The organism is Pseudomonas rosaeacicularis (genome assembly GCF_057128745.1).
Window position 1 is genome coordinate 36388 of sequence record NZ_JBSKHT010000016.1, and the last position, 14979, is coordinate 51366.

Here is a 14979-nt window from a genome sequence, read left to right on the forward strand (position 1 = left end):
CATAACTTCATGCCCGGGCCATGTCTCCGGGCGCTACCACAGCGGAAGAAACCCATGAAAGACAACGATTCCAGCGCGGCAACCCTCGAACTGAGCACCATTCAGCCCATCGCCAGAGACCAGCGGCACGGGCGCGCCCGGGACCTGTTCACCATCTGGTTCGGTTCCAACATCATGCTGTTGACCGTGGTCACCGGGGCGTTAGCCGTCACAGTGTTCAAGCTGCCCTTCATCGCTGCCATGGTCGCGCTAATCGCCGGCAACCTGATCGGCGGGATTTTCATGGCCTTGCACTCGGCTCAGGGCCCGCAACTGGGCGTCCCTCAGATGGTGCAGACCCGAGGCCAGTTCGGCTCCTATGGCTCGCTTTTGGTGGTCGCTCTGGTGGTGATCATGTACCTGGGGTTCTTCGCCTCCAATCTGGTGCTGGGCGGGCAATCACTGCACAGTCGCTATCCGCTGTTCAGCACCAATCAAGGCATTGTGCTGGTGGGCGTGATCAGCGTCATCGCTACGGTGTTTGGCTACCGGCTGATCCACGCTTACACGCGGGTGATGTCCTACGTGTCCGGGGCGATCCTGCTGCTTTGTTTTATCTGGATCATCGGCGTGCACGGTCTGCCGGTCGACTTTATGGAGCGCAACGCATTCAACGTACAGGGCTTCCTTGGGACGTTGTCGATCGCCGCACTCTGGCAACTGGCCTACGCGCCGTATGTCTCGGACTATTCGCGTTACATGCCTGCCGACACCGGCGGCAAGTCAGCCTTCTGGTCCAGTTACTGGGGATGCTGCCTGGGCTCGATCCTGCCCATGGCCCTTGGGGTCACGGTCGGCCTGAGCGTTGAAGGCGACATCATTGCCGGCCTGATCGAAATGACCGGCAGTATCGCCACGTTGGTGGTGGCCGTGTTCTCCATCGGCATTGCCGCGACAAACGCCATGAACCTTTACTGCGGCACACTTTCGGCGATCACTGTGGGTCAGACCCTGGTGCCTAAATGGTCTGCGGGCGCGGGCTCAAGGGCTGTGACGGCGCTGGTACTGTTCTCGATTTCCCTCACCCTCGCCCTCCTCGGCCAGGACGACTTCATGGCCAACTACACCAACTTCATCCTCTTGCTGCTCTACGTGCTGGTGCCCTGGACCGCGATCAACCTGGTGGACTACTACCTGATCGCCCATGGCAGCTATGACGTGGACTCATTCTTCCGTCGTGACGGAGGCATCTATGGCTATTTCAACTGGACGGCGGTGGGTTGCTACGTGCTGGGTATTCTTGTGCAGATCCCGTTCATGGCCACTGAGCTTTATACCGGCGTGATCGCAAACGCCATGGGCGGTGCGGACATTTCCTGGATCATCGGGCTGGTGGTGATTTCACCGGTCTACTACCTCGCAAGTCGACGTCGCGGCCACCGTCAAGCGCTCAGCCAAGTGGAGAAGACCGCATGAAAACTGACTATGACTATGTGATCGTCGGTGCCGGCTCCTCGGGCTGCGTGCTGGCCAATCGTCTGAGCGCAGACCCAAGCGTGAGCGTCTGCCTGATCGAAGCCGGCAGCCATGACAACAGCCCGCGCATCCAGACGCCCGCCGGCACCATCACCCTGTACAAGAGCAAGAAATACAGCTGGAACTTCCTGTCCGCGCCGCAGAAAAATCTTAACGGACGCACGCTGCATACCCCGCGTGGCAAGGCCCTCGGTGGCTCCAGCTCGATGAACAGCATGATCTACATTCGTGGCCACGCCAGCGATTATGATCGCTGGGCCAACGCTGGCTGCACGGGCTGGGACTGGGACAGCGTGCTGCCTTATTTCAAAAAATCCGAAAACAACCGCATCGGCCAGAACCCGCGCCTGCACGGCACTGCAGGGGAGCTGTACGTGGACATCGCCCGCGATCCAAATCCAGTATCCCGGTTGTTCGTCAAGGCAGCGGAGCGTGTAGGAATTCGCCGCAACGATGACTTCAACGGCGATGAACTCGAAGGCTGCGGGATTTACAACCTCACGCAAAAAGATGCCAAGCGCCTGTCCAGCTACCGAGCGTTCGTTGCGCCGGTGCTGGACAGACCCAACCTGACGGTGATCACCGATTGTTCGGTCAAGTCGCTGATCTTGGCCCAGCGTGTGGCCAAAGGCGTGCTGGTGGAGGCCGAGGGTCAGGAAAGGTCGCTGACCGCGCGTCGTGAAGTGCTGCTGTGCGCAGGGACCCTGGGCAGTCCGCAGTTGCTGCTGGCCTCGGGCATAGGGCCGGCCAAAGAGCTGGAAAACGCAGGCGTTGCGCTGCATCACGACCTGGTTGGTGTCGGCAAGAACCTGCAAGACCACCTCGACGGCCTGATCACCGTACGCTCCAAGAGTCCGCTGACGCTGGGATTTTCCTTGGGCTCGCTGCCAAGCATCCTGACCTCGCCGTTCCGCTACCTGTTCGGTAAACAGGGATGGCTCACCACCAATTATGTCGAAGCCGGAGGCTTTGCCCGCACGCCCATGGCTGCTGAGCTTCCCGATGTGCAGTTTCACTTTGTGCCGGGTTACCGCAGCCACCGTGGGCGGTTGTTCGAATGGGGTCATGGCTATGCGGTACATACCTGTGTGCTGCGCCCCGGCAGCATCGGCGAAGTGCGTATTGCCCGTGACCGTCGATTGGTCATCGACTTCAATTTCCTCTCGGACCCGGCGGACGCCAAGGTCCTGATCGAGGGCATGAAACTGGCTCGCCGCGTGCTGGCGGACCCACAGTTCGAGGGCATCCGGGGCGAAGAAATGCTGCCGGGCAAAGCGGTGCAGACTGACGAGCAATGGATGACCTACGTGCGTGAATACGCCGCGACCGTGTTTCACCCTGTGGGCACCTGCAAGATGGGCGTTGATCCCATGAGCGTGGTCGGCCCGGACCTCAAGGTGCACGGGATAGAAGGTCTGCGGGTGGTGGATGCCTCGGTGATGCCGACGCTGATCAGCGGCAACACCAATGCGCCGTGCATCATGATTGGCGAGAAGGCTGCGGACATGATTCTGCACCCGGCGCCTGTGGCTCGATCGCTGACCAGCATCGCGGTCGCGGGTGGGGTCAGCGTCGGTTGATCCGGCGCTGCTCATAGCCCATTTTTTTCCTCGTCAGCGACGACATATTTACTCATTTTCCTGCCTCTGGACTTCAGCGACCATCAGGTCTGCCCAACAGAGGCAAAAGGTCCGTCAGAGACCGTCCGGTAATCAGTTTTTGGCGCTACGCCCCACTGCCCCGAAATTCATGAAAAAAACCATCATTCCGGGAGTGTTCAATGATCAAGTCTTTCGTTTCGCGCTGCATGCGTCCCCTGGCGCTGACCGCCATCGCTGCCGGCATGGCCAGCGCCGCACAGGCAGGCACCCTCTCCATCGGCCACACGACATGGGTCGGTTACGGCACGCTGTATCTGGCCAAGGATCTGGGTTATTTCAAGGACGCCGGCCTGACCGTCGACTTGCCGACCATCGAAGAGGCCTCCATGTACATGGCCGCTCAGGCCTCGGGCAAATTATCGGGCTCGGCATCGACCCTGGATGAAATCCTTAAGTACCGTCCGCAGTTCTGCTTCAGGGCGGTTGCTGCCCTGGATGAAAGCCACGGCGGCGACGGCGTGCTGGTGAGCAACGACATCAACAGCCTGCAGGACCTCAAGGGCAAGTCGGTGGCGGTCAACGAAGGTTCGGTGTCGCAGTTCTGGCTGAGCTACCTGCTCAAGAACGCCGGCATGAAAATGAGCGACCTGACCATCCAGAACATGACCGCCGATGACGCAGCGACTGCCTTCATCGCTGGTCGTGTCCCGGCGGCAGTGACTTGGGAACCGCATTTGTCCACCGTGCGCAACAAGAAGCAAGGCAAGGTTCTGGTCGACAGCAGCAGCACACCCGGCGTGATCGTCGATGTCGTGGCCTTGAGCTGTGACGTAATCGAGAAGCAGCCGCAAGACGTCAAGGCGCTGGTGGCAGGTCTGTACAAGGCCGTGCAATACACCAAGGATCACCCGGCCGAAGCCTACGCGATCATGGCCAAAGGCGTCGGCGGCTATCTGGCCGATCCAGCCGAACTGGCCGCTGCCGCCAAAGGCGTGCGTTTCTATGATCAGGCCATGAGCGAGAAACTGCTCGGCACCAACGGCAGCACCGGCGATGCCGCCAGTGTGATCAAGCTGGCCAATGAAGCGGCCAGCGAATTGCAGGGCAAACCGTACAACGTCAGCTACAGCGACTTGATCGACAATCGTTTCGTCACCCCGAAATAAAGGAGCTCGGCATGTCCAAGCGCAACTCATGGCTGAACCGTTGCCTGACGCCCAAGACCAGCTTGCCGATTAAGGTCATCTGGAGCGCCAGTGCCATGGCCTGGATTCTATTGATCGGCCTGTGGGCGGGCCTTTCCTACGGCGGCGTGGTGCCCGCGATGTTCCTGCCGACACCGGGCGATGTGGTTCAGGCCGCGATTCGACTGGGACGTGACGGCACGCTGGGCCTGCATGTCTGGGCCAGCCTTGAAGTGGTTATGATCGGGTTCGTGATTTCGTCTCTGGTCGCGGTCCCGCTGGGGATGTTGATGGGCAGCTTCCGGGTGGTTCAGGCCTTCCTTGAGCCGCTGGTCAACTTCATCCGCTACCTGCCGGTCACCTCGTTCGTGCCGCTGTTCATCCTGTGGATCGGCATCGGTCTTGAGCAACGGGTGTCGATCATCATTTTTGGTGTGTTTTTCCAGCAACTGGTGATGATCGCAGACGTGTCGAAAGGGATCTCCAAGGACCTGATCAATGCGTCCTACACCCTGGGCTCGAGCCGTCGTGATGCGGTGTTGCACGTGATCGCACCGGCCTCGCTGCCGGGGGTGCTGGACACGTTAAGGGTCACCATGGGTTGGGCCTGGACTTACCTGGTCGTCGCTGAACTGGTCGCTGCGTCGAGTGGGCTGGGTTATCTCAGCCTCAAGGCCATGCGTGGTTTCCAGGTCGATGTGATTTTTCTGGCGATTGCCGTGATCGGCCTGCTGGGCCTGATCACTGATCAACTTTTCAGATTTCTACGCTTGAAGGTGGCCGCATGGGCTCAGTAAACGCAACGTCTCCTCGGCTCGCCACCCCACTTGAGGTAGCGCCAACTGCTGCGCCGAAGCTTAAGGTCGAGAACGTCAGCCTGCGTTACCAGACGCCCGCAGGCAATACCTTCACGGCGCTGGAACAGGTGTCGTTCGAGGTGCCAGACCAGCAATTTGCGGTATTGGTCGGCCCGTCCGGGTGCGGCAAATCCAGTCTGCTTTACCTGACCGCGGGCCTGGCCGAACCCACATCAGGGGAGATTTACGTCGGTGGCAAACAGGTCGACGGCCCGGGAGCGGACCGCGGCATGGTCTTTCAGGGCTATACGTTGTTTCCATGGTTGACGGTGCGACAGAACATCGAATTCGGTCTCAAGCGCCGCAACGTGCCCGCAAAAGAGCGCAAGGAAATCGTCGAGCATTACCTCAACGAGGTCGGCCTGACTCGATTTGCTGACAATTACTCAAAGCAGTTGTCCGGGGGCATGATGCAGCGCGTCGCCATCGCCCGTGCCCTGGCCAATGACCCACAGATCCTCCTGATGGACGAACCGTTCGGCGCCCTGGACAGCCAGACCCGCCTGCAAATGCAACAACTGCTGCTCAAAGTCTGGGAGCACACCAAAAAGACCGTGCTTTTCGTGACCCACGACATCGACGAGGCCATCCTGCTGGGTGATCGCATCTTCGTGATGGGCGCACGCCCGGGACGCATCAAGGAAGTCCTGGACGTCCCTATAGCGCGTCCGAGGAACCTAGACATGGTCATGGACCCTGACTTCATCAAGATGAAGCGCGATATCTTTCACCTGCTGCACGACGTCCCGCAAGAGCATTGAGCCCAGGCGGCAATGGTTGATCACTGACGCCTTTGCAACCATTGCCGACCTGCCTGCCTCTGACACGCCCCCTATGCGCTCCAATTTATTTCCGCTAGGCCCCGATCTCGGGGTTCTGTCTGTCAGGCAGTTGCCAAGGATCACCTGCTGGAAATACATCGCCGGCAAAACTCACAGACATGGCGATATTAATGAAGCCGGTCGAATGGCAACCGATGGCTACGTCAAAAGAAGATAACCTCACGTAAAGTAGCGGCCCCCTGACCAAAGTCGCGTGCCGTGACCTGGCGTAAGGTATCGCGACCTGCTCGCTATCGATCCCTATCAGCAGGCCAGCACCGGTAGTGTTGCTGCCACTCATCGCCGATCCATGGGACATCGATCCAAAGAGGCCAACTGACCGCAATGGGTCGATAGCAGCCCAAAATCGGCCAGAAGCGGGCGTTCGACGATCACCAATGCCGCTCTGTAATTAAAACCAAGGAATTTGCGATGCCCTCCTCTTTACTCTTTGAACAAGTCGACGTGTTTGCCGAAGCTCCCTACCAGGGCAACGCATTGGCAGTGGTAGCGGGCGCTGATGGTCTGACGAGCGAACAGATGCAGGCTTTCGCGCGGTGGACGCAGCTGAGCGAAACGACTTTTGTGCTGCAACCATCGATGCAGGGCGCGCATTACCGCGTGAGAATTTTTACGCCCTTGAGGGAGTTACCCTTCGCAGGCCACCCGACGTTGGGCAGCTGCCACGTGTGGTTAACCCATAACCCCAACTGCACAGACGAAGAAATCACTCAGGAGTGCGATGCCGGGCTGGTGCGAATAAAAAAACAAGGACGACGCCTGGCTTTCCGCGCACCCGCCATGCTGCGCAGGGGCCCGCTTGAAGCGCAGACCCTTGAACTGATCGAACGAGGGCTGGGGCTCTGCGCATCGCAAATCCAGCGCAGCCACTGGGTGGACAATGGCCCGGGGTGGGCCGGTGTTCTGCTGGCGACTCGAGAAGAAGTACTGGCCATCGAGCCCGACTATGCGGCCCTTGAAGGTCTGAATGTCGGCGTGATCGCGCCGTGGACTGGCGCTCAGGCGCTTGCGGATGTAGAAGTCCGAGCGTTCATGGGAGAGGAGCATAACGAAGATGCAGTGACCGGCAGCCTTAACGCCAGCCTGGCCCAATGGCTTATACGCGAGGGCGTCATGAGCCAGCAATATACGGCGAGTCAGGGTACAGCCATGGGGCGTTGCGGGCGTCTGCACATCGAGAGCATCGAAGATGAAGTCTGGGTTGGCGGAACCGTGCAGCCCTGCATCTCGGGGCGTGCGGTGTTCTAAATAGGTCGAACGTTGGATATCGGCAGCAGCGCCAATGAGCGTGCATCTTATCCTGAAGGCGAGCATTACTCGTCGGCATGTGGCGCTCGCCGGATCAGGTCCAAACCCCAGATCAAATCACTCTACGATGTAAGCGGAAGGCTCCAACGTTCGGCGCATACCTGCCCTGTATTAGCTGCGTTACCCGTTCGGCGCTGGCGCAGGCCAGCGTCCAGCCGAGTGCGCCGTGACCGGTGTTGACGAAAAGGTTCTCAATCGCCGTGCCGTCGATGTATGGCAGGCCATCAACGGTCATTGGGCGCATACCGCACCATGCATTGACCTTCTCTGGCATGCGAATCTGCGGGTAAAGATTACGCAGTGCGTTCTTCAGGTTTTCCACCCGGGAAGCATGCAACGTGCGGTCATTGCCGGCGAATTCCACCGTGCCCGCAACCCGCAGTCGATCGCCAAGGGGCGTGACACAGATGTGTTCATGATCATCCACGATCGGCCGGGTGGGCGCGATTCCGGCCTCGTCACGCGCCAGGGTGAGCGAGTAGCCCTTGACCGGTGCGATGGGCAGCTTCACGCCGCAGGGCGCCAGCAGTTTCGGTGACGCTGCGCCGCCGCACACGATCACTCGGTCTGCAGCCATACGACCGTTGGCCAGAGTCACGCCGGTGATTTTTCCGGCGCTTACTTCAAGGCCGGTCACTTGGTTGCCGTATTCAAATCGAACACCCTGCGCAGCGGCCACCCGGGCCACTTCCCGGGTGAATTTGTGCGCATCGCCCCAGCAGTCGTTTTCCAGCCACAGGCCGATTTCGATGGTGGATTCGATCGGCGCCAACGAGGGTTCCAGGGCGACGCATTCGTAGCGGTCCAGCCGTTTGACCACCGCGCCCATGCGCCCGAGTAGAAGGGCAAAGGCTTCGGCAGTGGCCAGTGCATTCGGGCCTTTGAAAATCTCGAGGAAGCCGCCACGAGCGAAATCGAACTGCAGTGGCTCGGTGGTCATCAACGCATCCATCAAGCCCAGACTGTGCTGGCCAAAGCGAGTCAAGGTGTTGGCTGTGTCGCGGTATTTACTGTCGCGACAATTGGCCAGAAATTTAAGCCCCCAGGTGCCCAACGACGGGATTGCCGAGGGCCGCAGCAGCAGGGGCGCATCTTCACGCCCCAGCCACTTGAGCATTTGCAGCGGCGTACCCGGGGAGGACCAGGGCAGCGCGCTATTGGCCGCCAGCAAACCACCATTGGCGAAACTGGTTTCCAGGCCCGGTTCCGCCTGGCTGTCCAGAACCGTGACCGACAAGCCTTCGCGTGCCAGGAAACAAGCGGTGGTCACGCCGATGACGCCGGCGCCGATGATGATCGTGGCGGTCATGGGTTTACCGTTCCAGGTAGGCGTTGGCGATAATTTCGATCTTGGCACCCGGCACCATCAGGTCGGCGATGATCGTGGCGCGGTTAGGGAATGGCGCGGTGAAGAACTGGCGATAAATCTCATTCATGCCTTCGAAATACTGCTTGTCGGTGAGGATCACCTGCAGTTGGGTGTAGTCATCCATGGTGCCCCCCGCCGCTTCGATGGTCTGCTTGAGGTTCTTGAGTGTGAGCTCGGTCTGCACCGCGATATCGCCGGTTTCGATGCTGCCATCGCCGTAGATTGGAATGCTGGCGGTGTACAACGTCTTGCCGCCCATCGTTGCCCACTCCACGGGCGACGAACCGTCTGGCAGACCTGTTTTCATGACTTTACGCATGGTGACTCCTGTTGAGGTTTAGAGGTGCTTTGTGAGAAATCATCTGGAGGTCTTGCGCTCCAGCATCCGGACAGCGAGAGACAGCGGGAAACACAGCACGAAGTAGATCGCGCCAACGATCAAGTAGGTTTCCAGCGGCATGAAATAGACCGAGCTCAAGTCTTGCGCCCGCAGCATCAGGTCGGGCGCGGCGATCAGCGAGGCCACAGAGGTGTCCTTGAGCAACGAGATCGCTACGTTGCCGATCGGCGCCAGCACCACGCGGATAGCTTGCGGCAGCACAACCCAGCGCATGGTCTTGTAGCGGGTCATGCCGATGGTCCGGGCGGCTTCGAACTGGCCTTTGGGCACGGCCTCGATGCCGGATCGGTATACCTCGCTCAGGTACGCTGAAGCGTTGAGCCCCAGCCCGATCATTGCAGCCTGGAACGAGCTGAACTCGATGCCGACAGCGGTCAGGCCGAAATACAGAATGAACAACTGCACCAGCGCCGGCGTTCCGCGAAACAGTTCCACGTACATCGTCGCCAGGCGCCTGATCCGCGCCGATGGGTTCATCCGCAGCAGCGCCACCAGCAGCCCCACTACCAGGCCGATCAGCAGGGCTCCGGATGCCAATTGCAAGGTCGCCAGGGCAGCGCTCAACAGTTCTTCGCGACAGGCCTGCCACAATTCGAAATAGGTCATTTCAGTGGCCCCTTTTCAGTGCTGATTCGGCCCGATTTCCCAGCCGCGCGAGTACCAGACTGAGGATCAGGTAGATCACCGCGACCATCAGGTAAATCTGATTGGTCTGGTAGGTTTCACTGACCAGCATTCGTGCCTTGAACGCCAGCTCCGGGACCGCCGCCGCAGAGGCCAGTGAGGTGTCCTTGAGCAAGCTGATTGCAAAGTTCGCCATGCCCGGCAACGCGACTTTGATCGCCTGGGGCAGCACGATGATGCGCATCGCCATGCGCCGGGTCATACCGATGGCGGATGCAGCCTCGCCCTGCCCCCGGTCTACGGTATTGATACTGGAGCGGAATACTTCGCACAGGATCGCCGCGCCATTGAGGCCGAAGCCGACGATGGCCGCGACTGTCGCTGGCAGCGTCAGCCCCAGGTGGGTCAGACCGAAATACAGAATGAATAGCTGGGTCAGGATCGGGACATTGCGGAACAGCTCCAGATACAGGCTTGCCACGCTACGCAGCAAGAAGCTGCGCGACAGCCGCATCAACGCCAGAGCAAACCCCAGCAACACCGCGACCACAAAGGACGCAAGGGTCAGGCCGACCGTGGTCATGGCACCCAGCCCAAGCACTTTCAGAAAGTACGGAAACAACTGGGCGGCGTGTTCCAGTTCGCTGATGAACGCCATCGGTCAGCGCTCCTCGACTGCGCGGATAAACGCTCGGGTACGCTCCACTTGGCTTTCGCGAAACACCTGTCGCGGCGGGCCTTGCTCGACGATGCGTCCGTCGGCCATGAACACCACCTGATCGGAAACCTGCTCGGCGAAGCGCATTTCATGGGTCACGATGATCATCGTCATGCCCTCCTCCGCCAACTGATGCATGACGCCCAGAACTTCGCCAACCAGTTCGGGGTCCAGCGCTGAAGTGGCCTCATCGAACAGCATCAGCTTGGGCTTCATCGCCAATGCGCGGGCAATGGCGACGCGTTGCTGCTGGCCTCCGGACAATTGATCCGGGTAGGCCTGCTCCTTGCCGTGCAGACCGACCTTGGACAGTAACGACCGCGCCAGCTCTTCGGCTTCAGGCCCGGGCCGGCCTTGTACCTTGAGCGGTCCGAGCATGATGTTCTGCAGCACGCTCAGATGAGCAAAGAGATTGAATCGCTGGAACACCATGCCGATGCTGGCCCGCATTCGCGCAAGCTCGACATCGCGCAATGGCACGCGGCGTCCCGCCACTTCACGCTGGCCCATCAACTGGTTGTCGACATAGATGTCGCCAGCCGTGGGCTCCTCCAGGAAGTTGATGCAACGCAGTAGCGTGGTCTTGCCGGAGCCGCTGGGCCCGATCAACGACACTTTCTGGCCAGGCATCACGGCAAGGTCGATACCCTTGAGCACCTCGATCCGGCCAAACGATTTGTGCAGGCCTTCGATCCGCACCAGAGGCTGGAGCGAGGCTGCGTGAGACGGTGCATGGGACATGCAGAAACCCTTATGCGAGTGTTAGAGCGCGGTAATCACGCCGGATCAGCTGAACGACTGGCTGAAATCTCGCGGGCTATGCTTGAACGGGCCCAGCACATCGCCCTGCTCATCGCGGTCGACGCCAAGGCGCGGATCGACCGGCATAGGCACTAGGTAGTCAGGATTCTTGATGCCGTATTTGGCGAGGATCGGCGCAATCTGCCCGGTGGATTTGAGCCAGCGGATGCCTTGATTGATACCGTCGAAAAGCTCGGTGTTCTGCGGATAGATACCCCAGATCGCTTCGAACTTTCCGGTCAGGCTTGGGTAGCGCTCATCGAACGCAATGGGAATCTGTTTGAGCTTCATGCTCGGGTTTTGCAGGATCATGTAGTCGATGGTCGGTGCGTCGAGTACCGCAAAATCCAGGCGACCGGCGACCACGTCGCGGATGCACGAGTCGGAGCTGTCGTAGAGTTTCACTTCCTTGACCCCCGGTATTTTTTTCATGTCCGGAACCACCGAATAACCGGTGTTGCTGCCGATGGTGCGACCTTTCAAATCGTCGGCGGTGATACTGCTGGAGAACGGCTCGCTCTCGCGCATGATGATGTATGCGCCGGTGTAGAAGACGGCATCGGTCAGCAACAGGATCTTGGAGCGCATAGGGTTCCACGCGAAGTTGCCACCGAACCAATCGGCCCGTCCCGAGCGCACGGCTTCGATGACCGCCGGAAAGCCCATGGGCAGGATGTCCAGCTTGAGTTCCAGTCGGTCGGCAATGAGCTTGAGCATCTCAAGATCAGTGCCTACCGGCTGACCGTCGCGCACGGCACCCAGCGGCATGTCGCCCATGCAGGCTGCGGTGAGATAACCGGCACGCACGGTCTTGATCGGCGCCCCGGCGGCAAAACTGGACGGGATGCGACCCATCAATCCTGAAGCGACACACGCCACGGCACCCACGCCTGAAGCCTTGAGCAGCGAGCGACGAGACAAACCGTGGGCAAGGAATTTTGAATCTGAAGTCATGAGTCACCTACCACAAGAAATTGATGGACTGGTTTGTCTCGTCAGCGACGGAGCAAACTTCGAACAACAGGCTGGGCAGACAAGCAAAAGTAGTGCGCGGTGGGGCTAATTGATTTTGTGTTGGCGAGATCGACTCTATAACGATTTTGCATAAATGCAAATGTTTTTCTCAGTTGAGAAATTCAGAGATAAGCCGCAAAATCCTTGCCGGTCGATTCCCTCTCGTCCTGCCCCCCTTTCAATACGGATTTTTGCGCAATGAGCGATCAGCCCCGTTCGAAACGTTTCGCTTCAAACGGCACCGAGGTGCTCGCGCTAGCGCCGATTGAGCGCACGCCCGGCCCCTCCTTGGCGATGCACGAACCCGGACCCATGATTGCGATGCAGCGCAAGCGCCTGAAATGGTCACTGACCAGGTTGGCTGCGCAGTCCAATGTGTCTATCTCGACGATTTCGAGGATCGAGAACGGCCTGATATCCCCGACCTACGCTGTGCTCGCCCGCTTGTGCGAGGCTCTGGAAATTCGCTGGGCGGACATGCTTGGCCCTGAGGAGCAACGCTTTGCCAAGGGCTGCCGAGCGATCAACTACGCCGGTTCCGGGGTGATGCACAACACCGCACGTGGTGTTTATGAATGGCTGGGCTCGGAACTTGCGACCAAAAGCATGGAGCCGACGATTGTCGACGCAATCCCGGACACCGGACTACGCAAGCTCGAAGGGCATGATGGAGAGGAGTTTCTCCTCGTGCTGGAGGGGAGCATTGTATTTTTAATGGAGGATTACTCGCCCGTACAGTTGAACAAGGGCGACAGCGTGTACTTCGACGCATCCATGCCGCACGCCTATTATGGCGTGTCGACGCCCGCTCGCTTCCTGACCATAGTGTCCCGAAACCGAAGCTGAGCGAGGCTATTCAGCGATCCCTGCTACACGCAAGCCTCAGCATTTTCCCCGCCAATTCGTGACAGCGATCTGGCGAGTTTCACCCCCTCTTTCCCAGGGCTTGCTGAGTTACATCTAACTCGGTTTCTCTAAGCGCTGACGATCAGGTGAAGAATTGCCTGGTCGATGTGACGTCTCAGCGACAGGCAGCTATCGACCAGAAGCGATCATCGAGAAAGGAAAAATAAATGGACAACAAAACGAAACCTTTACGAGCTTCATGCCACTGTGGGTCAGTACAACTCCAAGTACGACTGGTCGACGGACTCAACACCGCACGTCGCTGCAACTGCTCTTATTGCCGCATGAGGGGTGCCGTTGCTGTCTCAGCAGAGCTTGAGGACATAGAAGTCACTGCTGGCGAGGAATGGTTGACGCTGTATCAGTTCAACACCCTGCAAGCCAAACACTATTTCTGCTCGAAGTGTGGGATCTACACACATCACCAGCGCCGATCTAACCCGAATCAATATGGGATTAACGCAGCCTGCCTGGAAGGGGTAAGTCCATTTGACTTTGCAGAGGTGCCAGTCAACGAGGGGCGAATCCATCCAAAGGATCAGCCTGGTGGAGGCGGACCGCACATTGCGGGATACCTGCGATTTTTTCCTGATACTGCTCACTGAGAAAAACTTAACGATTTCCCTCTGTGCGTCGACGGCCGATATGGATCTGTAGCGCACGTAAGCATTCCTACAAGGCGCGCAAACCGACGGCGCATAGTGCGACTGAATAAAGCGCCGGTCATCGCAGTTACCAGACGAACTGCAAGCGCAGTGTCCAGGTGTTCACATCGGGGGATCCAGTCTGCTCCGAGACGGTCCGAGTAAGCGCTCAAGCCGCACTACTGGTTATCAGTCAGTTGCGGCCTGCACACTTTTAACGAATAAAAGCGCTCAGATCGCTGGTCAGGTCTTTGAGCGCCTGGTTGAAGTCACTGGCCGAAATCTGCGTCGAAGCGTTGTTGAGTTGCTTGCCAAACACTTTTCGCACCACGCGAACCACTGGTTCATTGGTCTGGGCATCGATCAACATGGCTTCAACATAGAGTTCGGTGTTCTGATCCCTGTGGCCAGTCGCCGCACTGACGCTTCCCACCACCGCCGCGACGGGAATGACCTCATACCACTTCATCCCTTCGTTGGACGCGCTCACACCGGTAATTGCCGCATGCATGATCAATGCGCGGGCACCCATCGGCTGAGTTGAATTGACCACACGATAACGTTTGGACAACGCACTCATTGCACCCTGATTGGTGGTATTGCGAAGTTGCTCGAGGGTCTGAAGATTGACCCGGTCTGTCGCCCTTGGAGCGGGGTACAGAATGATAGGGTCGAACACGACAGTGTCATACGCCGACGGGTTAAAGCGCGGCGATACCCAGCGCAAAGTGGGCGCTCCGCTGGCGGAGACGGCGGGTTGTAATACATCGTAGCGGTCCAGATACCCCGAGAACTGCTCCTTCTCTGTGACTTTGGAGACGCAGCCGCTCAACAGCAGAGCGCCCACTGCAAAGCCAGCAACCCATTGCTTCGATGTACTCATGTCATTGTGTCCTTTCGTGATAGAGACGAGGGTAGCTCGTTAATTGATGTATTTGACCCGCCAGGCACCTTGACCGGCGTGTCAATCCGGGACGAATCGGCCACTCACCGGTAATGAAGCTTGCCCTGCCCGCTGTGCCGCTGCCCTCAGGGTAGTAATCGGTGAAGCGCATTCCTTGGGCTGCAATGGAGTCGATGTCCGGCGTACGGCCAGCCATTATTATCGCAGGGCTCAAAGGCATTATTAATTACCTAGCTAACTATCTAAGAACTCCTGGAATCATTCAGCTGAGTTAGTTTGTCCTAGGCTGGCT

Annotated in this window: 15 protein-coding genes and 1 pseudogene; 8 read left to right on the plus strand and 8 right to left on the minus strand. The window is 58.9% G+C overall.

Annotated elements, in window-relative coordinates; all coding sequences use genetic code 11:
• Positions 1-54 precede the first annotated feature (54 nt).
• The 6 genes from ACWKWM_RS20560 to ACWKWM_RS20585 all read left to right on the plus strand — a co-directional run bounded on the left by ACWKWM_RS20560 (position 55) and on the right by ACWKWM_RS20585 (position 7247).
• The gene (locus ACWKWM_RS20560) at positions 55-1455 is read left to right on the plus strand and encodes a purine-cytosine permease family protein (protein WP_483847897.1); all 1401 of its coding nucleotides are present in this window, start codon (positions 55-57) and stop codon (positions 1453-1455) included.
• Complete coding sequence (locus tag ACWKWM_RS20565) at positions 1452-3095, plus strand: GMC family oxidoreductase (RefSeq protein WP_483847898.1); 1644 nt, start codon at positions 1452-1454, stop codon at positions 3093-3095. The genes ACWKWM_RS20560 and ACWKWM_RS20565 overlap by 4 nt, the downstream gene beginning before the upstream one ends.
• 200 nt (positions 3096-3295) lie before the next feature.
• Positions 3296-4282 carry an ABC transporter substrate-binding protein gene (locus ACWKWM_RS20570; RefSeq protein ID WP_483847899.1) on the plus strand — a complete coding sequence of 329 codons (987 nt, stop codon included), beginning with the start codon at positions 3296-3298 and terminating at the stop codon, positions 4280-4282.
• Positions 4283-4293: 11 nt separating this feature from the next.
• A complete protein-coding gene (locus ACWKWM_RS20575) occupies positions 4294-5097 on the plus strand; it encodes an ABC transporter permease (RefSeq protein ID WP_483847900.1) in 804 nt (267 codons plus the stop codon).
• Positions 5085-5918: an ABC transporter ATP-binding protein gene (locus ACWKWM_RS20580; protein ID WP_483847901.1), complete on the plus strand. Its 834-nt coding sequence runs from the start codon at positions 5085-5087 to the stop codon at positions 5916-5918. Before ACWKWM_RS20575 ends, ACWKWM_RS20580 begins: the two co-directional genes overlap by 13 nt.
• A 492-nt stretch (positions 5919-6410) precedes the next feature.
• Complete coding sequence (locus ACWKWM_RS20585) at positions 6411-7247, plus strand: PhzF family phenazine biosynthesis protein (RefSeq protein WP_483847902.1); 837 nt, start codon at positions 6411-6413, stop codon at positions 7245-7247.
• A 112-nt stretch (positions 7248-7359) separates the two neighbouring features.
• Here the strand turns inward: ACWKWM_RS20585 and ACWKWM_RS20590 are convergent, their stop codons facing one another.
• The 6 genes from ACWKWM_RS20590 to ACWKWM_RS20615 are packed head-to-tail and all read right to left on the minus strand — an operon-like array spanning position 7360 to position 12173.
• A complete protein-coding gene (locus tag ACWKWM_RS20590) occupies positions 7360-8616 on the minus strand; it encodes a D-amino acid dehydrogenase (RefSeq protein WP_483847903.1) in 1257 nt (418 codons plus the stop codon).
• Between the two features lie 4 nt (positions 8617-8620).
• Positions 8621-8995 (minus strand): RidA family protein, encoded by a 375-nt coding sequence (locus ACWKWM_RS20595; RefSeq protein WP_483847904.1) that lies wholly within the window; start codon positions 8993-8995, stop codon positions 8621-8623.
• A gap of 39 nt (positions 8996-9034) precedes the next feature.
• Entirely contained in the window at positions 9035-9682 is a 648-nt protein-coding gene (locus tag ACWKWM_RS20600) for an amino acid ABC transporter permease (RefSeq protein ID WP_483847905.1), read from the minus strand.
• A gap of 1 nt (position 9683) precedes the next feature.
• Entirely contained in the window at positions 9684-10358 is a 675-nt protein-coding gene (locus ACWKWM_RS20605; protein ID WP_483847906.1) for an amino acid ABC transporter permease, read from the minus strand.
• Between the two features lie 3 nt (positions 10359-10361).
• Positions 10362-11159, minus strand: coding sequence for an amino acid ABC transporter ATP-binding protein (locus ACWKWM_RS20610; protein ID WP_483847907.1), 798 nt, complete (start codon positions 11157-11159; stop codon positions 10362-10364).
• A 45-nt stretch (positions 11160-11204) separates the two neighbouring features.
• Positions 11205-12173 (minus strand): ABC transporter substrate-binding protein, encoded by a 969-nt coding sequence (locus ACWKWM_RS20615; protein ID WP_483847908.1) that lies wholly within the window; start codon positions 12171-12173, stop codon positions 11205-11207.
• A 258-nt stretch (positions 12174-12431) separates the two neighbouring features.
• On the opposite strand from ACWKWM_RS20615, the gene ACWKWM_RS20620 reads away from it, so the two are divergent.
• Positions 12432-13079, plus strand: a complete 648-nt coding sequence (locus ACWKWM_RS20620) for a helix-turn-helix domain-containing protein (protein ID WP_483847909.1) — start codon at positions 12432-12434, stop codon at positions 13077-13079.
• A gap of 227 nt (positions 13080-13306) precedes the next feature.
• A complete protein-coding gene (locus tag ACWKWM_RS20625) occupies positions 13307-13744 on the plus strand; it encodes a GFA family protein (protein WP_483847910.1) in 438 nt (145 codons plus the stop codon).
• Positions 13745-13871: 127 nt separating this feature from the next.
• On the opposite strand, the pseudogene ACWKWM_RS20630 reads toward ACWKWM_RS20625, so the two are convergent.
• Together ACWKWM_RS20630 and ACWKWM_RS20635 are read right to left on the minus strand one after the other, a co-directional pair.
• Positions 13872-13952: pseudogene (locus tag ACWKWM_RS20630) on the minus strand (transporter); the annotation flags it as partial.
• A gap of 45 nt (positions 13953-13997) precedes the next feature.
• On the minus strand, positions 13998-14666 hold the full coding sequence (locus ACWKWM_RS20635) for a DUF3313 domain-containing protein (protein ID WP_483847911.1): 669 nt from the start codon (positions 14664-14666) through the stop codon (positions 13998-14000).
• Between the last annotated feature and the right edge of the window lie 313 nt (positions 14667-14979).